Source organism: Kaistella sp. CFF1-2 (assembly GCF_059509915.1).
On record NZ_JCAKLF010000002.1, the window covers coordinates 16,603 to 36,612 of the forward strand.

Genomic DNA, 20,010 nt, shown 5'->3' on the forward strand with positions numbered 1-20,010 from the left:
GAAAATATTTTTAAGTTTGAAATAGCAGGAGCAATTGAAAAATATTACCTACAATTTATATAATCGCAAATATTAATTACCAAAACAGCAAGTTTCAGTTTAAAACATAAAAAAACCCTTTCGATTTGAAAGGGTTTCTTGTAGCGAAGACGGGAATTGAACCCGTGACCTCAGGGTTATGAATCCTGCGCTCTAACCATCTGAGCTACCTCGCCGTTTTGGTGGTGCAAATATAGAAAATATCTTTTTACCACCAAATTATTTTACACCTAAAAATTCTAAAACATCTTTAGACATATTAGGCTTCGCAATTATTTTGTTATTCGCATCCAAAACAAAATAGCTTGGAGTAGCGTGTACGTTGTATTTATCCACATAACTGCTGTACCAGCCTTTCAACTCAGAGCTGCTGATCCAAGGATAATTTTTCGCTTTATTTTGATAAGCCGACTGCTCTGAATCTAAGGAAAAACCTACAATTTCGATATTAGCTGCTTTCAATTTTTGGTACACCGGAATAAAGTTGGGTAAATCCGTCTCGCAATGCGAACACGTGGATGACCAAAAAACAATTACTTTCTTAGCCGCTTTTAAATCATGTAATGACTTAGCTGTCGTATTAATTGCATGGTCAAGATTAGAGTTTGCAAATACAGCTCCTACATTAACACTTTCGTTAGTTTGAATCGTGCTCGTTAATCTAGAATTAATTTCACACTTTAAATTCTTCGCTTGATTAAGATACTTCTCCTTTAACGTATTCATAGAGTATACATCAAAAATATCGATAAATTCAGATAAAACAGTTTGTCCTCTCGATGTTTCAACATTAACTGCCGTCAGTAATTTGTCAACTTTAGCATCGTTGTTTTCCGCATCCTTTGTATTCAAATAGCGCAATAAAACAGGTCTTAGTAAGGAAGAAGTTTCCAAAAGTTCGTTCGAATTTGAAATAAACTTAATTAAATCCTGATCAGAAACCGCAGAATTAGCAGATTCTTCAACATACTTTCCGTAATTTGTTACGTAGTATGAAACAAAAGGATTTTGTTCAGAATTAATTGTCGTTTTCGCATCTGATAATCCTTTAACCTCTTTTTCCATTGCCGCATAAAACACATCTGAAGGTTTATAATACTCCATGATTTGATATAAAGCTGGAAGAATATATTGTTTCTTACGTTCTTTATCCTGAACATCGTTCATTAGTCGGTTACTAGCATCGTTATACACGATTTCGCTTACTTTATCTCCAGAAACTTTAACATCCAAATTGACATCTTTGTTTTCTGAAATGAAATTAATAGCGTAATTCGTTTTAGGGAAAAAGAGCTTCATCATTCCCACATAACGATTCGGAACTTTATATTTAAATGAATCTCCTATAACATTTAGTTTTGACACCAATATGTCTTTTGATCCATCTAAAGAATATAAATACGCCTCATTTCCGACAGAACCTCCCGAAACCTTCGCTGTAACATTAAATTGAGCAGAAATACCAATTGAAGCAAACAACAACGGCATCAATAGAAAATTTTTATTTTTCATATAATTAGTTTTAAAAAAAAGAAACTCACTGCTTAGCAGTGAGTTTGCAATTTATATCTTAATACTTGATTACGCAACTTTTGATTGTTTTTTTCTAACGAAATAAACGACCATTGAAATTGCAACTACAATCAGAGCTATTAAATAACCATCGATTGGAGATGCCTGACTACCTAAGTCTTCTGGTGGTGGCGGATCCCCTCCTTCAAATTGAGCTGAAATAGGCAAATACGAAAAAAAAGCAATTAGAACACCTAATATAAATTTAATTTTATTTTTCATCTTACTTTGTGTTATTTAGTTGTTTTTAAAGTTCTAACCTCTCCATTGTCATATGTAACCTTTACAACAAAGACACCTTGACTCGTTAAAGGTAGCACATAATCCGTACTTGTAGATACATTCGTAGCAGAGTTCAACAATCTACCACTCATATCATATACTTCAAGACTTGCCTTATTAGATACTTTTTCGAATTTCACCTTTCTAAGGTCACTATCTCTGTATACTATAGTTTTTCCATTATTTAGATCAACATTTTCTTGACCTAATGTACTATCCGGTACATTTTGCCAAAACATAACAAAACGATTATTTACATTTTGTAAATCCGCATCTGAATTAATAGTGAAAGCATAGGATTTATCCGCACTTACAATTTCACTTTTATTCGTTGCAGCATCAAAAATATAAAACTTAGCATCGCTCAAATTCTTAACTCTGTTAAAAATTGAACCTTCATATAAATTGAATTTCAATTCATAAGTAGAACCAATTTTCAAATCTTTAAATCCTACTCCTAAAGGTTTTGCTATATAATCAATTGAATTAAAAGTATTGAAGTCTTTCTGGCTTGTTGATACTACTTGTCCGTTTGAATTTCCAAATACAAATAATTTTCTACTTGACACACCTTCCGTCGCCGATTCTTTCTCATAATTCGTTCCAACTAAATAAACTGGCTGCTCAATAATAGTATTATTTTCTGTCAAGAAAATTTCTGCTTGATAAAACCCATCAAAATTAGAAACTGGTGCACTCGTTGTCTTTGCACTCTTTGAATCAGTCGATACGGAATTAGAAACCATTTTACTACCATAAGGTATTGTTCCAGTTACAGGTGTAATTCCTGGAGCATATTCAAATGTTTTATGGTTATCATTAAAAGAGACTTCAACGTCAACAATCCTTGTACCACCTAAAGTAGTTGGATTAACTTGAGCGAAATTCAAATTAAATGTTTCAAAAGGTCTAATTAATAGAGCTTCAGGGCTACCAACCCATGTAGTACCATTGTACATTGCTTTAACATAATCTGCATTAGCACTAGTACTACCTGTTGACGGATTCCAAATCACATCGTAAGCTTGAGTTCTCTTAGATACATAAAGGTCTTTAATCATTTGCGCATCCGTAGCTCCTTTAATGGTTCGAGATCCTCCTGCATTCATAATTTTCAACCATGCATTTGCACCATCATAAGCACTTAAATCAAGATTGGATGTATACGGATTTCCAAAACGATATACATTCTTTCCTGTAACTTTACTTGTTGAAGAAATTCTACCCATATAGGATTGGTATTCCTCATTATAGGGGTTTACTTTAGTTTTCCATTGATCATATGTGAAATCAGAGAACTGAGCCTCAGTAAAATTAGCAATCACCGATTTACCCTTTGCTACATAAGCACCAGGAGAGGGCATACCTTTATAACCAACGATACCAGTCATGACAGACTGCATATCTCCTTTTCTAAGATTTAGCAAGTAATAGTCTCCAGCTACAATTGGCACTCCAACTTGAATTGGATCGTTATGAACTTTACTATTATTCCATTTATGCAAAGACATATTGTAGAAATTAGGTCCACAATTCGCATTTAATGCACAAGTACCAATAAAATCACTTTCATTTTTACCAAAAGACTTCATCAAATAAGTCGCAGCATCTTTATAGGGAAAACTAATTGGGAAAGATCCATTGTAATATGTAGATGGTGCAGCTGGTCTTTGTACTGTCATTCTAGCGTCAGTAGCACTAGCTGTATTTTGGATAATTACTTGTCCATAGTCATTTTGAGAAGTATAAACATTAAGAAACTCCTGCCCATCAGTAGCTGCATTTGCAACAGTTGTTCCTTTTTTATAATCTCCTACGATTATAATATTACCTTTATTCTCAACCGTTTGTGCGACAGCTGAATTCACAGCCATATCACCTCCACTATAAACTAATGCCCCGCTGGACACATAGAATTTAGCTCCATCGCCCACATAGGTTAGCACTTGCGCGTGCGCAGAAAATGCCAACAATAGTAAACCTACAGTTAATAAATTTTTTTTCATGTGTATATTATTTGTGTTTTAAACAAAACTATTTAAGTTGTAAATTTATAATTATTTTCCTTAATTACAAATTTAATTTCATGTATTACGAACATTTATAATTGGATATCTTTCTGATCACCAATATTAAACATATAATCTTCCAATCGCTTTTCTGTTGTACCACGAAGGCCACGCGCTCCCAATCCCTTCTCCATTGTCTCTTCTACGATGCTCTCAATTGCTTTTTTAGAAAAACTCAAATTAATTCCATCCATTTTAAACAACTCAACAAATTGATTGACGATAGAGTTTTTCGGCTCCGTCATAATTCGCATCATGGTCTCTTTAGTTAGCTTATCCAAATAAGTAATAATCGGAAAACGTCCCAATAATTCAGGAATTAAACCAAAACGTTTCAAATCCAACGCGTTAATCTGACTTAAAATATCATCTTCCTTATCTACTTTATTTAGTTTATCAGCGCTAAATCCAATTGCTTGTTTGTTTAGACGTCTTTCGATAATGTCTTTCATCCCATCAAAAGCGCCACCTGCGATGAACAAAATATTTTGTGTATTGACTTGAATGTATTTTTGATCTGGATGCTTTCTTCCACCTTGAGGCGGAACATTCACAATACTTCCCTCCAAAAGTTTCAACAAACCTTGCTGAACACCTTCTCCTGAAACATCACGTGTAATACTTGGGTTATCCGATTTCCTTGCGATTTTGTCGATCTCATCAATAAAAACGATACCTCTTTCTGCTTTTTGAACATCATAATCCGCCACCATCAATAAACGTGAAAGAATACTTTCTACATCTTCCCCAACATAACCAGCTTCGGTAAGAATTGTTGCATCAACAATGCAAAAAGGAACATTTAATTCTCGAGCAATGGTTTTTGCTAATAACGTTTTTCCTGTTCCCGTCTCACCAATCATGATGATATTAGACTTTTCGATTTCTACCTCACGGTTTTCATCTTCCGAGTGCAACAACCGTTTGTAATGGTTATAAACAGCAATAGATAATTGCTTCTTCGCTTGATCTTGACCAATAACATATTGATCTAGGAAGGTTTTAATTTCCTTTGGTTTTTTTAATTCTTCAAGATTTGCTGCTGGTCCTCCAGTAACCGATCCTGTTCCGTTATCTTTTACAATAGCATGTGCTTGCTCGATACAATTTTCGCAAATAAACCCATTTTGCCCAGAAACCAGCATTTGTACTTCATTTCTATTTCTACCACAAAACGAACATTGGTTAGGATTCATATAGTATTGTCTCTTTTTATATTAGGTATAAAAAAACTTTGTCAAAGTAAATTACCTTGACAAAGTCTATTTAAGCATTTTTAATTTTTTCAAGAACTTGATTGTATTCTTCTTGACTGAACTTCAATCGTTCATTTCTAAAATTCATATCCTCCATTTTTGAAATTGGAATTAAATGAATATGCGCATGCGGAACTTCTAGTCCGACCACGGCCACTGCTATTCTTTTATCGGGATATGCTCTTTTCATTTTTTGAGCGACTTGCTGTGCAAATGCCCACAACTCTTTATATTCTTCAGAATCAATATCAAAAATAAGATCTACTTCCTTTTTAGGAATCACTAAAGTATGCCCTTCTACTAAAGGCATCGCATCCAAAAATGATAAAAACTGATCATTTTCTGCTACTTTATACGCTGGAATTTCTCCGTTGACAATCTTTGTGAATATAGAGCTCATTTTTCTTGATTTTAAAGGAACAAATTTAAAGCGAAATTTCTAAAACTTCAAATGAAAGTTTGTTTCCATTTGGCAAAACAACGTCAGCTACTTCTCCAACAGTTTTCCCTAAAAGCCCTTTAGCAATAGGTGTGTTTACAGAAATTTTTCCTGTTTTCAGATCGCTTTCGTTATCAGGAACAAGCGTAAATTTTTGTTCTTGATTGGTTGTTTTATTTTTAAGACGCACCGTCATTAAAATCGAAACTTTGGATGTATCCAATTGAGACTCGTCTATCACTTTAGAAGAAGCAATTGCGTCTTTCAATTTAGAAATTTTCATTTCTAGCATCCCTTGAGCCTCTTTGGCAGCATCATATTCCGCATTTTCCGAAAGATCACCTTTATCTCTCGCTTCTGCAATTTGCTGCGTAATTTTTGGTCTTTCTATGGTTTCCAACAACTCGAGTTCGGCCTTCATTTTTTCGAGGCCCTCATTTGTAACATACGTTGCCATAATTTTTGAGTTTTAACGTTAGTATAAAAAAATAATCCGACATTTGCCGGACAATGTTTCTGTTTGTGAATTAGTAACACAAAGATATAAAATAATTTTCATATGCGACACAAGATTCTTTCGAAGTTTTTCACAATATTCCTTACTTTCAGCCTTTTAACCATTGTTTTTTCATGCTCAGAAAGAGAACAAACCGTGGACTGCTTTCCTAAGACAGGAATTAGCGTTCAACTAGACCTTAAACTTCCTGCGTATCAAAAATTGCAATACACCGGAGGATGGATATACGTTAATGAGCAAGGTTCTGGAACTCGAGGTTTAATTGTCGTACGAACGTCCAATGGTTTTAAAGTATATGATCGAAATGCGCCTCACATTTGCCCTGGAGCAAACACAACATTGGAGGTTACTGAAGATATTAAAATAACGTGCAAAGCCGATAATTCAGAATGGATTTTATTGACAGGGCAACCAACAAAAGTTGCGAAAATTGCCCCTAAAACCTATTTTACCAATTACGATTCTGGATCTCAAATTTTAGCGATTTATAATTAAATAGTTCAAAATAAAAATGTAAATTACCTACATGAAAGTAGTTATACAAAGGGTTTCTGAAGCCCATGTTAAAGTAGACGGAAATAGTGTTGGCCAAATTAAAAGTGGATTCATGCTACTTGTTGGCATTCAGGAAGATGATGAAAAAGAAGATGCAGATTGGCTTGCTCAAAAAATATTAAATCTTCGAATTTTTGGCGATGAAGATGGAAAACTCAATCTTTCCATCCAAGAAAGTAAAGGTGAAATTCTTTGTATTAGCCAGTTTACATTGATTGCAGATTACAAAAAGGGAAATCGTCCTTCCTTTATTAAAGCGGCCAAACCTGATAAAGCCATTCCTTTATTTGATTATTTCAAAACAGAATTAGGAAAATCAGGAACACCTATTGAAAGTGGAATTTTCGGTGCAGATATGAAAGTTTCTTTGGTCAATGATGGCCCCGCAACGATAGTCATGGACTCGAAAACCAAAGCATAGAAAAAAATAAATGAGACTCCGTAGAGTCTCATTTTTAGTTTAATTAATAATTCCCCAAAAATTAGTTAAACTAGTTATAAAAACTTTCTAAGAAAGTGATTATTCAATGTTTACTGTAAAATGGCCTTTTGCGTCGCCCGATGCCATATTACTTTTTGCAATAATTATCTGAACTTTTCCCTTTTCGGAAACATGATATTCTTGCACTTCCCTACCAAAAGGTCCATCTTGTTCGCCGTTTGGAAGAATAATTTGATTAACTCGAATATTCATTGTGGGTTTCTCCGGATTTACTTTTACGTTAATCGCTTTTCCCGCGAAATTAGTAATATTCAAAACTAATCTTTGATTCTCAGATGAAAACTCTTCTCCTACTTTTATCGGAAGCATGCTTGCATCCAAATCTCTCACAATTTCACCATCTTCATTGCTTCTCATGACACCATTTTTCAAAACTTCTTTTGTTTTCGGTGCATTATTAATTAGTGAATCTCGTAAAGCTACTGAATCAACAACCATTGTATTCATCGAGTCTTCCGTAATTTGTAACGAATCTTTAGATGACGATTCTGTGGTTATTTTATCCTCTTTACAAGCTACAATAATTAAGGGCAGAAGTAACAAAAGTTTTTTCATATAGGCAACGTTTTTTTAGAATAATTGCAAAAACAATACAAAACCTGCACCAAACCAAGATTTTTACAAATTCTTACTCAGAATGTTCTTGAAATCGAACGGTTTCGTAGTATAAAACCTTTGACAAAAATTGGCTTCTTTGCTTGCTCTTAATTTTGTGTACGACTTCGTTTTCTAATGATTTATTATCATACTGTTGTGCATAATCTAGTAAATCTTTCTCGTTGAGATGAACTTCATTTAGAAGGTAGTTTAAATCAAAATGAGATTGTTTCAAGTTGTATTGCGTGATAATCCCACCCCAATTAAGCCAACTGCAAACCAAAATCATCCCGTAAACCGACCAAATCATTGTATTAAATAAGAATACGTTCGTCTTTTTTGCAGAAATCTTGTACCATGTGAAAACCAATCCCAATAAACTCAGTGTAAGGAATGCGTAAACGCCCAATCTTTTATAGGTTAATCCAAAATGATACACATATTCTGTGTTTTTAACCATCGTGGAGAGAACCAAAATTGCGTTCAACACAATCCAAACATAAGCGGCAATCTTTAATAATTTAGCATTTGAATCAAAGTTAAATCCAGATTTAAAATAAAACATGATCACCACAATTGCCATTGCAATACTCATAATCACCGCAGCAACACGTTCATGTGTTTCTTCGGACAAGGTGGAATCATTTATCCGCTCACCAAATTGTTCATAATTGAATGTGAAAATAAAAATCACCAATAAAATAGAAAGTGCGAAAAACGTAACAACGCCGCTTAAACGTTCGAAATCTAGACTTAGAAAAGAAAAACTCGGCTTGTTCGAAATGCGTTTTGCATCAAAATCGTTGTTCAAATATCTGTTGCTTTCATAAATCGAACGTAATACAACGAAATTCCAATAATTGAATGCCAAAAAGAAACCCAAAATGAGTAATGCAAAGAAATGTATGAAATTAAAATTCCATTCCCAATCCACAAAAAGGTTTGCAAAATGATCGCTTCCGTACGTATAAATCACGAAAAACAAACTTAAGAACACAAACGGAATTAAAATAACGGCGATCATTTGTTGCCAAGATTTCCCTTCATTAGACTTGGGAAGCCATTTATCAAAATCGAAAACTCGGCAAATAAACGTGCACGCATTGGTTACAGCGATGGGAATAACCATTAGAGGTTTTAGATTTCGCGCTTTCGCTTTCAAATTCAAGAGTAAAAGTGAAGAAATAATCGCGATAAATGAAGGTCCATCATTAAACCAAATAAAGGCGAAACTGGACAAAATTGCACAAACAAACAGTGTAATAAACAATCTTGTTTTATTTTTTTCAGGCGCCAAATACCATGCGAAAACCGCATTAAACAAGCCAAAAAGCCCGAAGTTGAGTGCAAAATATTCATCATAAAAAATGACCACAAAGAATAAAGTTGCAAGCAAAATAATCTGATACTTTTTCATAATTTCTGAGTTTTAAAATAAAACGGGAGTTGATTTTTGATGAATAAAATCCTTCAATTGATGAAAATTTTGTTGCAGTAAACTTTCAAAATCCAAATGATAAAATCGACGCATATTTTTTCCCTTTTCATAGGCCTTGCAATACGTTTTTAGATGTTCAGGAAAAACCAAAGTTCCTAAAATTAAAACTCCTAACAAGTACGCCGACTTTTTTCCATTTCCAAAAAGTAAATACTGCATAGAAATCTCGTCAATCATATTGGTGCTGTACTCGGAAATCAAATGATAGACATCATGGTTTTCCATCTGCAGAATCATTCTAAAGCCGTGTTCTTTGTAGAATTCGCCCAACGTTCGTCCCAAAGAATCCTCCTTAAATTGAAGCAATTGTTCTTCGGTAAAAACCCACTTTCGCTTTTTACGTTTAAAAAAACGACGGTAATTCTTTTGGGAAATCTGATACATGAACAGTAAAAATTGTACTCGAAAATTTTTCATAAAATCGTATTAATAACTTATAAATCAACTACATATTCACTAATTAAGAACCAGCGAAAGGGCTTCCGAATATTCCGACAGCCAATTCTGCCCAAACCAAAAGTAAAAGGATAGTTAGTACACAAATCATCCAAATTCGTTGTGATTTTTTCGTAACGGGTCGCAAAACCATTTCTACTGGAATTATTGTTCCTAAAAGGATAATCGAAGCGATGGCAAAATCAAATGCTGACCAAGAAACTTCGTTTGTAAACTGCATCGCTACTAATGGAATTAGCAATAAACTCCCAGCCGCCCCTAACAAAATCAGCAATCGGGTGTTTTTAAAATTTGTTTTCATATTTGTTCTATTTAAAGTACTTTGTTTTTCAAAGTGAAAATTTAAAAAAAAGAGTCTAACGAGACAACAATTTTTCTAAAGCTTGTAAATGGTCTTCAAAAGCCTTTCTTCCTTCTAAAGTTACTCGATACGACGTTTTGGGTTTCTTTCCTACAAACTCTTTTTTGATCTCAATAAATCCTGATTTTTCTAAAGAAGAAGAATGACTGGCCAAATTTCCGTCTGTAACTTCTAAAAGCTTTTTCATTTCATTAAAATCCACCCAATCATTTACCATCAACACAGACATAATGCCGAGTCGAACGCGACTTTCAAATTCCTTATTCAATTGATGGATGTTCATGAGATTCGTAACTTCTATTCTATTCCTATTAACTATTAATTACTAAAATTTTAATGATATTTTCTATGCATTACAAGACCGTAAACAATATGCAAAACCCCGAAACCAACGATCCAGGCAAGAAAACCCCAACCTAGAAAGAATGAAGAAAGTATCCCCAACAAAATCTCACAAAGTCCCAAATATTTTACATCCGACAAGGTGTATCGTTCCGCACTAACTAATGCTAAACCATAAAAAATCAAAGTCATTGGCGCAACAAAAACCAACATATCATGATAAAGAAGCGCCAAACAAACCAAGCCACCAGTGATTAATGGAATCACAAAAGCGACTAACAATTTCTTCGTCGTTGCATCCCACATCGAAACTTGGTTCTTTTTGCTTTTTCGCACTGTAAAAACGTAACCTAATGTAATGGCAACTAATAAGATCACCAAACCCGTGATGACCAATTCCGTAATTAATTCTTTGGTAAAACGAATATGTTGACCATCAAAATACGAAATCCCTTCCCTCTGCATCAGATAGTAAGCGTATGCAGAACCAACAAGCGCAGTGATGCCCGCAAAAACGCCAGACAAGCCGCTAAGAGAAAGAAATCTGCTGCTTCGTTCCATCATCGAACGAATATGAGACAGATCATCATGGTAATTTTTATCTTTCATAAAAAGCACTTTGAATTGCAAAGTTAAAAATTGATTTCAATCAAACAAAAAATTTTTTATATTTTTTGAAAAAAATTAAGGAAGCTGTTTTAATTAGAGAGTAATTGAAGAAAAAAGATTGTAAAAAAGTTCGAGCGGTGGCAAAGCCACCGCTCGAACTCAAATATTATTAAAAAAAACTATTTTGCTCGAAGACGTTCTTTAATTTTTGCAATATTTTGCTTCGCTGAATCTTCTAAAATCAAACTCGCACTCATATGAATACGAGCAGGCATCAAATCATTAAAATGTTCGGTTCCCTCCCAAGAAACTTGTTTAATCAAAGCCAAAGCATCATCACTTCGTCCCGAAAGCGTTTTCAAAAACGTTTCAATTTTCTCGTCCATTTTCTCAATTGAACTAGAAACGGAATGGTAAATATTATGCTGTTCAGCCCAATCCGAACTTCTAAAATCGGCATCAATAGCCATAGCCCCAAATTGAGACTTCCCGATTTTGCGTTCTACATAGGGACCGATTACGAATGGACCAATTCCTAAATTTAATTCGGTTAACGCCAAAGCCGAATCTTGAGTTGCAAAGCAATAATCTGCTCCACACGCAATTCCAACGCCTCCGCCAGTCGTTTTTCCCTGCACACGCACAACGACAATTTTCCCACAAGTACGCATGGCATTCAAAACTTTCGCAAAACCTCCAAAAAATTTCTTTGATGTTTCTAAATCTTCAATTTCTAACAACTCATCAAAGCTAGCTCCCGCACAAAACGCTTTTTCGCCTTCACTTTTCAATAAAATTGCCTTCACTTCCGACTTAGAACCTTCACTTAAAATAGTCTGGGCTAATTTTTCTAATATTTCTCCTGGCAACGAGTTGCTTTTAGCGGTTCCAAACGTAATTTCTGCAATGCTATTTTTTATCTCCGATTTAACGAAATCTGTCATAGTAAGGTTTTCAAATTGATTTGACCAAAAATACTAAAATTACAGTAATTCCCTTTAAAAACTCCATTTCTAAACCATATTTATTGTTAAATTCAACAAAAAGACTAATTTTAGAAACTTAAAATAAGAACTATTTTGCACCTCAATACTCGGATTCTACTTTTCGTCTCCCTTATTATTTCTGCATGTGCTTTTTCACAAAAGCTAACGGCAAAACAGCTGCTTGATATTTGGTCAATTTCCGATAAAACGCAAACCATTGAAGCTTTAAAAGCTCAAGATGATCTATCAAATAATTACGATCCAAAGAAATACAATGCGATCAAAGAAGAAATTAAAAAAAGTAAGGTAATCAAGAAGAATGTTCGTCTTCAATCACGCTTCATTCTTTATGAATCAAATGCCGAAATGTTCCTTCAAAAAAAACTAGATCCAGAACTAAAAAAACAACTGGAAGAGTCGATAAAATCAGCATTAATTCTTAATGACGAACAATTATTAACGGAAATCTACTCACTTTTCTATGAGCAAGGTTTCGGTGATCCTAATGAAAAGCTCTATTATATCAGCAAAACCGTGGAAATGCAGGAGAAAATTGGTGCGCAATATTTTCCAAAACTATTCTTCCGCTATTATAATTTAAGTTTAGGCTATTATTTAGCACACGAATATAATGCGAGCATTCAAAAAGGGTTAAAAGGTCTAAAACACATTCCTTCACCAAAAGACTATTTAGACTATTACTGCTTCTTTTTGGATATTTTGGGGACTAATTATTATCAAATTGGAAATTATTCGAAAAGTGAGCATTATTATTCATTATTAAAGACCACTTTAAGTAGATACAAAAAAGAGTATGCAACATACAAAGGTCGATTTTCAGCGTATGACAAACAATTTGTAGAAATCTGGGAAGGAATAGCTGCGGGTGGACTTGCACGAGTAGCCATTGAGAAAAAGGAATATCCAAAAGCAAAAGAATTGTTGGAACAAAACCTTATTACAGCAGAGAAATATCGGTTAGATAATGACATTGCAAAAGTGCATTATTTGTTGGGGAAAATAGAAACGAAACAAAATCGCCCAGCAAATGCCTTAGATTATTACAAAAAATCGCTCGATTTTTCGCAACATGTCAACGATGAACCCAATATTACGAACTCGTTATTAGGAATTTCTGAAAGTTATCGGGATTTAAAACAGTTTGAAAACGCGTACAAATTTAACGTTCAATACAACGCTAAAAAGGCAGAAATTGAAAAAGATTTGAGTTTCCGACGTTACAGTACGATCAGTGAAAAGCTGAAACAAGAAAACCTTCGAAACTCCATCCGAAAAGCAGATGCCACGATAAAAAGACAAAATACAATTCGTAATATGACGATTTTACTATGTTTCATCGTAATATTAGGAATTGGAGTGGCTTACAGAATGTTTTACTTTAAACAAAAACTAAAATACAGTTTATCAGAGAACCAGCGTTTACAAGTTGAAAAACAACTTGAGGACAGCCAAAAAGAATCTAAAATTGCAGAATTACAACTAGAACAGTTTCGACAAAAACTTGCGCGAAATCAAAAAATTATTGAAGCAATTGGAACCGAAAACAGCACGACTACCAAACTGAACAAACTCAAGGAAACAACCATCCTTACCACAGAAGATTGGATGGAGTTCAAAAAGCAGTTTGAAAAGGCTTTTCCCAATTTTCTTACCGACCTAAAAGAAACAAATTCTGAACTAACTCAGAGCGAATTACGCTTTCTTTGTTTAGCCCAATTAGGTTTAAATAATTCAGAAATTGCATCCGCTTTGGGTGTTTCCCCCGCTTCTTTGCGCGTTACAAAACACAGAATTCGCAAAAAAACAGGTGCAAAAGAGGAAGATTTCCCTTTTAATCTGGTTAAAATCCAAGATTAATTAGAAATAACAAAGTTTATAATTAATCGCAAATTATTGAAAATCAATACATTTCAACTTGTAACGCTTTTGTAACGCATTCTACTCAACAAAATTCTAAAAAAAATCCCAATTTCGTGTCAACAAAAATGAAAAAAAGTTTATTGAATAAACATTAAAAAAAACTAATAACCATGGAAGCTTAATGTTTTTTCAAAATCAAATTAAGCGATTCGGATTCGGATCGCTTTTTTTTTATAGATTTTTTTAAACTCTCATTTCATTTTTAACGCGTCCACGTATGCAAATGTTTAATCTGAATATTCGATTTTAGAATATTTTTAAATCTAAGCTTTAGTAAGACTTTTCGTCCTTCTATGGTTCGGGTAAATATCAAATTTGTTTTTCCGAATTTCTCTTGCCATTCAGTAGCAAAATACGCTGCTGTTTTTTTGTTTTTACCCAATGCTTCGGGAACTTGAAAATAACGACTGCTCTTTCTCAAAAAACCATATTTTTCTTCCAATAAATATCTTGGATTGTCAATCGGCGAAACGATCTCTTGTAAATTCTGAATAAATTGAGATTTTTCGTATTGGTTTCCACCATGAAGATGGCAACCCAACACCCCTTCTTTCGAGTATGAAGTTACCACAGTTAAATTATCCAAAGGCGTTCTCGCAATTCGCTCAAAAACTAAGGTTTTCAAAAGAATTTTTCCGATCGTTAAAATATGATACTGAATATGTCGATATCGTAAGAACAATCGAAACGACTTAAAAAAACGAATTCCATATACTAAAATCCCACAAACTCCGGCGAACAAAAATGTTTGCGAAAGCATTGGATTATAAAAATTCTTGATCAATGAAGAGAGCAATTCACCACCAAAAGCAAACAGCGTGGATAACGAAATCATAGCAAAATGAGCCGCCGATTTCCCAGCATAGACCACCTTTCGCTCTTGATATTCTTTCCCAATTTCCGTGGGAAGAACGATTTCCTCAACCATTGTATTCCCATGTTTCAAAGCTTCTTGCCAACAAGTTTTAATTGAGGTACGATTCGTAGCCCAGTTTTCTGTGACCTGATTTATATTTTCAATCTGCGCAGTATTCTCAATAGTTTCAGGAATCCCCAAACGTTCCATTGAATTCTGAATCAAAGGCGCGTCCGTGTTGGATATTCCGACAAAAGTTTTAAATCTACGATTCAAGGTAACCCAATCGTTTCCACCATCAAACGAATGCTCATTAAACGTGGCTATATGCCAAATGTTCGACGATTTATTAGGGTTATCTTTATCGATTCGAATGGCGCGACCTCGCATTTGATTCGACAAAACAAAAGACCCAACGGTTGAAGCAAGAATTAAAGAATTAATTTTCGGTGCATCCCAACCTTCACCAAGAAGTGATTTGGTACCCACTAAAATCGTTAAACCACCCTTCTGAAACAAATCTGTAATGGTTTTAACAATTTGGGAACGATTTTGAGAACTCAACTTAACAATACAATAGCGCGTGTCATAAGCCAAATCTTCAACCTCAAAAACAGCTGTCGAATTTACATTCTTCAAATCAAATTCTAAACTTTTCGGAACAATAACAAGACTTCCAGTAAGCATTCCAACGAGAAAATGATTGGAATTATTTCTTCTAAGCAATTCAAAAATAGGAACGGCTCCAATTTTCGATAGATCCAACTTGGCATCGAGAAAATCCTTTCGAATGTAATCTGTTAAAATCACCATTCGTAAATCGCTCTGTAATTGCTGATGTTCCAACTGAACAATTTCCAAGATAGAACTCAATTTCCCAACACTTGAATTTAAAATTTGTGAAGCGGTCTTGTTTTGAAGAAAATTGACCGTTTTATGTTCTAAAAAGCCGCCATGCCGAAGCTTGTTTTCCCAATTCTCCAAATGCGATTCAATTTCGAAAAAACTTTTTCGGTCAACAAATAAAAGTAGATCCAAAAGCTCCTCCAACCAGAAAAAACTAAATTCAGGAATTAACTTTTGCGAATCGCCCAAAATCTCAAAATGAATGGGATTAATTTCTACTTTTTTGAAATTCAGAAAGACCAAACCCGAAGAATAGGATGAAATATTTTCATAAATCCAATCAAACGACAAACTTGGATTTTGATAAACCGAATAGTTTTTTAAAGCCTCCAAAACGGCCTCATCATCCATAAATTCTTTCCAATACTTTTGTGCACGTTGTTGAATCTTTTCAAGTTTTTCATTTTCTTCAACCGATGGCAAGGAAATATGCACCAAATCTTGATGCGGACATAAATCGCCTTCAATCATCAATTCGGGAACAGAAATTTCCGCATCCACAGGACCATTCAACGAAATATAACGCTGCCATTCTAAGGGAGAAACATCATAAGGAGGCGTCGCCGTTAATGCGACCAAAACAGGATCAAGCTCGTTTTTAATATCCGTAAGTGATGCCCACCACGCCTTTTTCAAATGATGCGCTTCATCCAAAATCATGGTCTTGACGCCATTTTTTTTGAGTTTAGAAATAACTTGCGAAAGCTCTTTGGAATTAACTTTTTCATCAGAAACCGTTTCTTCCGTCTCTTCTTCACTCTCCTCCATATCTTTCGATAGCGAAACGGCTGCGTGAATCCCCTGGTAAGTAACGACCGTCATGAATTTAGGCTCACGAATCGAAGTGGAAATCCATTCAGGCACCTCATCTTGCTGCAAAAATAATTCGCATAAACGTTGAATCCATTGCTCTCGAATAGCAATCGTTGGGGCGACAATTAATGTTGGGGCATTCAATCGAAGCATAATTTCTAGTCCAAGCACCGTTTTTCCAGAACCTGGAGGCGCGACAACGTGTAAATGACGATCGGTAAAATAACCGTCCAAACCGTCTAAAAACTGATGTTGGTATTTACGCCAAAGATATTTGAATTGAATTCCGTCTGGGAAATTTTTCATTTCTACAAATTACTGTTTCTACGCTTTTCTCCCATACATCAACAATCTTTTGAATGAATAAATTGCCGGAAAAGTTTTAAATATTTGTTGAATTCTCTTTCTAAATTCTCGCGAAAAAACATCTCTTTGTTCATCATTCAATCTTTCGAAATAAGGAATTAAGGCCGAACCCGAAATGAAATTAAATAACGTTTCCACATCTTTTGCAATAATTGGATAAACACGAACCGAAATGTTCAAATTTTGTAAACCTGCATCGAATAAAATCTGAGCATATTCGTCAACTGTCAATAAAGGCGAAATACGATTAAATCCATTTAATTCAGTTTTAAAAGGTTGTTCGGAAGCTAATTGAACTAAAAGTTGATTGAGAACATTCTGAGACTGCATCGGCATTTGAACAGCAAATTGTCCATTTTCAGAAAGTTTCGAAAGTAACGCTGGAAATAAATCTTCATGATTATCCGACCATTGCAAAGCCGCATTACTAAAGATTAAATCATATTTTGAATCTTCTTGAATAAAATCCTCAACACTTTTGATTTCGAAATGCAGATTTGGACTTTCAAATCCTTTCGATTTTGCTAACATTTCTTTTGAAGTATCAATTCCCAAAAAATTAGTATTGGGGAATTGTTCCGACAAAATTTTAGTTTGCTCACCTGTTCCGCAACCGATGTCAACGGCGCTTTCTAAATTTTCGTCAGAAATCATCGCCATTAAATCAAAAAACGGTTGATTACGAATATCTTTAAATTGATTGTAAATTTCAGGGTTCCATTTCATTTTTGAAATTTAAGAAAAATGATAAGGTATCTGATACTTTTAATCTGGTTCTTTCCTTTTCAAATTCTTTCAATGTTAGCTTTTTAGGTTCTTTAGGCTCAAATCTCGTTGTAAATATCGATGTATTCATCTTTCCAATGGAGTCTTTTCCACTATTAGTCTTAATTACATTTGCATAATTAACTGTATCTACTTCCGGTTTGAATTTCAATTTCTCACCCCTAACTTCCATTAAATTAACTATATAGTAATTTGTAATGGTTGTATCCATTTGATTCTTATGCCATGGATGTTGTTTTAAAATTATAAAATTTTCATCATATCCGATTGCATAAACTGTTTGAGTAACTAAAATTCCTCCACCTTTATTATCATCTCCACGATAGATGAGCTTTAATTCTTTCGCAGCATCTAATGCAGTTAAGTAAAAGCCATCAGAAATTTTCACCTCATACGCTAATCCGTATCCACCTGGTACACAGTTCATAAACAGAAAAATAAGATAAACAAACCAGTTTTTCTTGTACTCTAGATTCTTATGTATTTTTTTTACCATGGAGAGCTAAAATATATTTATCAATATACAAATCTTTTTCCTTCGATTTGTACTGCTGAATGTAGCGCGGATGTTCCAAAACGGTCATTTTATCGAAAAAAGATTCTTCATTGTTAATTTTGGTTAGAAAATCGGCGTTTTTCTTCCCTAAAACAAAAACCTCCGAAGTATCCAAACCAAGCGCAATATGTTTCTTCAAAGATTCAATTATAAAAGGTTTTACATCTTCGAAAAGCGTTTTATCATCGTAGTAATTAGCATTCAAATCTCCATTTTTTGTCTGTTTAACAATTGCTAGCGGAAATGGTGAATTGATGTAAAACTGGGAATAAAACTTCTCAACACCACCAAAAGCAGCAATCATATCATACATAAATACAGACGAAATTTCGTGCGTGTGAGCAAATTTCATTTCGATTCCACATTCAGTTTTCAAACGTTTTGTATCAGTAAATGGAACGCCCGTAACGCCTGCTCCTTTTCGACTTGGGTTAATCCCAATAATGAATTTCCGTTGATATGTATCATTGTAAAATTTTTGATAAAACTTCTCCATAACGATCATCGTTTCGGGATTATCGAAAAAAGGATTTAACACCTCAAAACCTTCGGGAAGCTTTCCGTTGTATTTTAAGTTTTTATTGAATTTCACTATTTGGTCTGCCAAACTCATAGAAGACGTTTTTCTTTAGCAAGATACAAGTTTCAAAAAAAATAAACTAAAATCAGCATTCTAAATAAAGGTTAAAAACTAGCTTTTCAGAGCCTAAAATTAGGTCTTTAGAATAAATTTCGTATTTTTGTTTTTATTTATTCTAAATAAATTGAACAAGGTTTTACTATACATACTTTTACTACTCGTCTGCATTGCATCCTTATTCGTTGGCGCTAAGGAAATTTCCTTTCAAGACGTTATTTCATTTTCAGAGGAAGAACTTTTCGTCCTTTTCAAAAGTAGGGTTCCAAGAACGATCGCTTTAGTGTTAACGGGAGTTGGGCTAAGTATATCGGGATTTATCATGCAGCAAATTTCACAAAACAAATTCGTTTCTCCCTCAACAGCAGGAACTTTAGATGCTGCGAAAATCGGAATCCTTTTTAGTATCCTTTGGTTTCCGTTAGGAAGCGCTTTAGAAAAAACACTTTTTGCCTTAGTTTTCACTTTAGCGGCAAGTATGATTTTTATAACGATGGTCCGAAAAATCCAAATTAAAAATGTGATTTTAGTTCCGCTAATAGGAATTATGTTTGGAAGTATTTTGAATGCTATTGCGACCTTTTTTGCGTACAAAAATAATATTGTCCAGAATGTTCAAGGCTGGTTGTTAGGCGATTTTTCTGGAATTCTAGAAGGAAATTACGAAGCCGTTTATTTTATTCTTCCTGCGGTAATTCTATCCTACATCTACGCAAACGAGTTTGTGGTTGTGGGAATGGGCGAAAGTTTTTCAAAAAACCTTGGTCTCAATTACAACGCGATTGTGGGTATTGGTTTATTCTGCATTTCGTTAACGGTAAGCGTAACCGTGGTGACGGTGGGTGCAATCCCTTTTTTAGGGTTGATTATTCCCAATATGGTGAGTATGATTTATGGGGACAATCTTAAGAAAACACTCCCTTATACCGCTTTGATCGGTGCAATTTTCATCGTGTGTTGCGACATTCTGGGCAGGCTAATTCTTTATCCATACGAAATTCCAATTGGCTTAACAGTGGGCATTTTAGGTGGAATTTTCTTCTTTTATCTCATTTTTAAACGTAAGTAG

Annotated in this window: 21 protein-coding genes and 1 tRNA gene; 4 read left to right on the top strand and 18 right to left on the bottom strand. The window is 34.3% G+C overall.

All coding sequences use genetic code 11. From position 1 onward, the window contains the following. Positions 1 to 141: 141 nt before the first annotated feature. From AC5XHR_RS05200 to greA, 7 genes are all read right to left on the bottom strand, one after another. A tRNA-Met gene (locus AC5XHR_RS05200) sits at positions 142 to 215 on the bottom strand. 43 nt (positions 216 to 258) lie between these two features. Continuing rightward, a complete protein-coding gene (locus tag AC5XHR_RS05205) occupies positions 259 to 1,551 on the bottom strand; it encodes a peroxiredoxin family protein (RefSeq protein WP_495949727.1) in 1,293 nt (430 codons plus the stop codon). Positions 1,552 to 1,620: 69 nt separating this feature from the next. Next, positions 1,621 to 1,833, bottom strand: coding sequence for a hypothetical protein (locus AC5XHR_RS05210; RefSeq protein ID WP_495949728.1), 213 nt, complete (start codon positions 1,831 to 1,833; stop codon positions 1,621 to 1,623). Between the two features lie 11 nt (positions 1,834 to 1,844). Beyond that, positions 1,845 to 3,899, bottom strand: a complete 2,055-nt coding sequence (locus tag AC5XHR_RS05215; protein ID WP_495949729.1) for a T9SS type A sorting domain-containing protein — start codon at positions 3,897 to 3,899, stop codon at positions 1,845 to 1,847. 95 nt (positions 3,900 to 3,994) lie between these two features. After that, on the bottom strand, positions 3,995 to 5,158 hold the full coding sequence (gene clpX / locus AC5XHR_RS05220) for an ATP-dependent Clp protease ATP-binding subunit ClpX (RefSeq protein WP_495949730.1): 1,164 nt from the start codon (positions 5,156 to 5,158) through the stop codon (positions 3,995 to 3,997). 70 nt (positions 5,159 to 5,228) lie between these two features. After that, positions 5,229 to 5,618 carry an HIT family protein gene (locus tag AC5XHR_RS05225; RefSeq protein ID WP_495949731.1) on the bottom strand — a complete coding sequence of 130 codons (390 nt, stop codon included), beginning with the start codon at positions 5,616 to 5,618 and terminating at the stop codon, positions 5,229 to 5,231. A gap of 25 nt (positions 5,619 to 5,643) precedes the next feature. Continuing rightward, positions 5,644 to 6,114, bottom strand: a complete 471-nt coding sequence (gene greA, locus AC5XHR_RS05230) for a transcription elongation factor GreA (protein WP_495949732.1) — start codon at positions 6,112 to 6,114, stop codon at positions 5,644 to 5,646. A gap of 195 nt (positions 6,115 to 6,309) precedes the next feature. Here greA and AC5XHR_RS05235 point away from each other — a divergent pair, with 195 nt between their 5' ends. Both AC5XHR_RS05235 and dtd read left to right on the top strand, forming a co-directional pair. After that, positions 6,310 to 6,669: a hypothetical protein gene (locus tag AC5XHR_RS05235; RefSeq protein ID WP_495949733.1), complete on the top strand. Its 360-nt coding sequence runs from the start codon at positions 6,310 to 6,312 to the stop codon at positions 6,667 to 6,669. Between the two features lie 31 nt (positions 6,670 to 6,700). Then, positions 6,701 to 7,150 (top strand): D-aminoacyl-tRNA deacylase, encoded by a 450-nt coding sequence (gene dtd / locus AC5XHR_RS05240; RefSeq protein WP_495949734.1) that lies wholly within the window; start codon positions 6,701 to 6,703, stop codon positions 7,148 to 7,150. A gap of 99 nt (positions 7,151 to 7,249) precedes the next feature. On the opposite strand, the gene AC5XHR_RS05245 is transcribed toward dtd, so the two are convergent. The 7 genes from AC5XHR_RS05245 to AC5XHR_RS05275 form a co-directional block, all read right to left on the bottom strand. After that, a complete protein-coding gene (locus tag AC5XHR_RS05245; protein ID WP_495949735.1) occupies positions 7,250 to 7,786 on the bottom strand; it encodes a hypothetical protein in 537 nt (178 codons plus the stop codon). A gap of 73 nt (positions 7,787 to 7,859) precedes the next feature. Then, entirely contained in the window at positions 7,860 to 9,245 is a 1,386-nt protein-coding gene (locus AC5XHR_RS05250; protein ID WP_495949736.1) for a DUF4153 domain-containing protein, read from the bottom strand. 12 nt (positions 9,246 to 9,257) lie between these two features. Beyond that, positions 9,258 to 9,743 carry a Coq4 family protein gene (locus tag AC5XHR_RS05255; RefSeq protein WP_495949737.1) on the bottom strand — a complete coding sequence of 162 codons (486 nt, stop codon included), beginning with the start codon at positions 9,741 to 9,743 and terminating at the stop codon, positions 9,258 to 9,260. 43 nt (positions 9,744 to 9,786) lie between these two features. Next, a complete protein-coding gene (locus AC5XHR_RS05260) occupies positions 9,787 to 10,083 on the bottom strand; it encodes a hypothetical protein (protein WP_495949738.1) in 297 nt (98 codons plus the stop codon). Between the two features lie 55 nt (positions 10,084 to 10,138). Next, on the bottom strand, positions 10,139 to 10,426 hold the full coding sequence (locus AC5XHR_RS05265; protein WP_495949739.1) for a winged helix-turn-helix domain-containing protein: 288 nt from the start codon (positions 10,424 to 10,426) through the stop codon (positions 10,139 to 10,141). A gap of 50 nt (positions 10,427 to 10,476) precedes the next feature. Beyond that, complete coding sequence (locus AC5XHR_RS05270) at positions 10,477 to 11,094, bottom strand: hypothetical protein (RefSeq protein ID WP_495949740.1); 618 nt, start codon at positions 11,092 to 11,094, stop codon at positions 10,477 to 10,479. 179 nt (positions 11,095 to 11,273) lie between these two features. Continuing rightward, positions 11,274 to 12,038, bottom strand: coding sequence for an enoyl-CoA hydratase/isomerase family protein (locus AC5XHR_RS05275; RefSeq protein WP_495949741.1), 765 nt, complete (start codon positions 12,036 to 12,038; stop codon positions 11,274 to 11,276). Positions 12,039 to 12,173: 135 nt separating this feature from the next. On the opposite strand from AC5XHR_RS05275, the gene AC5XHR_RS05280 reads away from it, so the two are divergent. Continuing rightward, positions 12,174 to 13,958, top strand: a complete 1,785-nt coding sequence (locus tag AC5XHR_RS05280; protein WP_495949742.1) for a tetratricopeptide repeat protein — start codon at positions 12,174 to 12,176, stop codon at positions 13,956 to 13,958. Positions 13,959 to 14,223: 265 nt separating this feature from the next. Here the strand turns inward: AC5XHR_RS05280 and AC5XHR_RS05285 are convergent, their stop codons facing one another. From AC5XHR_RS05285 to AC5XHR_RS05300, 4 genes are read right to left on the bottom strand one after another with little or no spacing between them, the layout of a single operon-like run. Continuing rightward, on the bottom strand, positions 14,224 to 16,902 hold the full coding sequence (locus AC5XHR_RS05285) for a DEAD/DEAH box helicase family protein (RefSeq protein ID WP_495949743.1): 2,679 nt from the start codon (positions 16,900 to 16,902) through the stop codon (positions 14,224 to 14,226). An 18-nt stretch (positions 16,903 to 16,920) separates the two neighbouring features. Continuing rightward, positions 16,921 to 17,688 carry a methyltransferase domain-containing protein gene (locus tag AC5XHR_RS05290; RefSeq protein WP_495949744.1) on the bottom strand — a complete coding sequence of 256 codons (768 nt, stop codon included), beginning with the start codon at positions 17,686 to 17,688 and terminating at the stop codon, positions 16,921 to 16,923. Further along, a complete protein-coding gene (locus tag AC5XHR_RS05295) occupies positions 17,672 to 18,244 on the bottom strand; it encodes a DUF3997 domain-containing protein (protein WP_495949745.1) in 573 nt (190 codons plus the stop codon). The genes AC5XHR_RS05290 and AC5XHR_RS05295 overlap by 17 nt, the downstream gene beginning before the upstream one ends. Further along, on the bottom strand, positions 18,225 to 18,917 hold the full coding sequence (locus AC5XHR_RS05300; protein WP_495949746.1) for an SMUG2 DNA glycosylase family protein: 693 nt from the start codon (positions 18,915 to 18,917) through the stop codon (positions 18,225 to 18,227). Before AC5XHR_RS05300 ends, AC5XHR_RS05295 begins: the two co-directional genes overlap by 20 nt. Before the next feature lie 151 nt (positions 18,918 to 19,068). Between AC5XHR_RS05300 and AC5XHR_RS05305 the strand changes: the two genes are divergently transcribed. After that, entirely contained in the window at positions 19,069 to 20,010 is a 942-nt protein-coding gene (locus AC5XHR_RS05305) for an ABC transporter permease (protein ID WP_495949747.1), read from the top strand.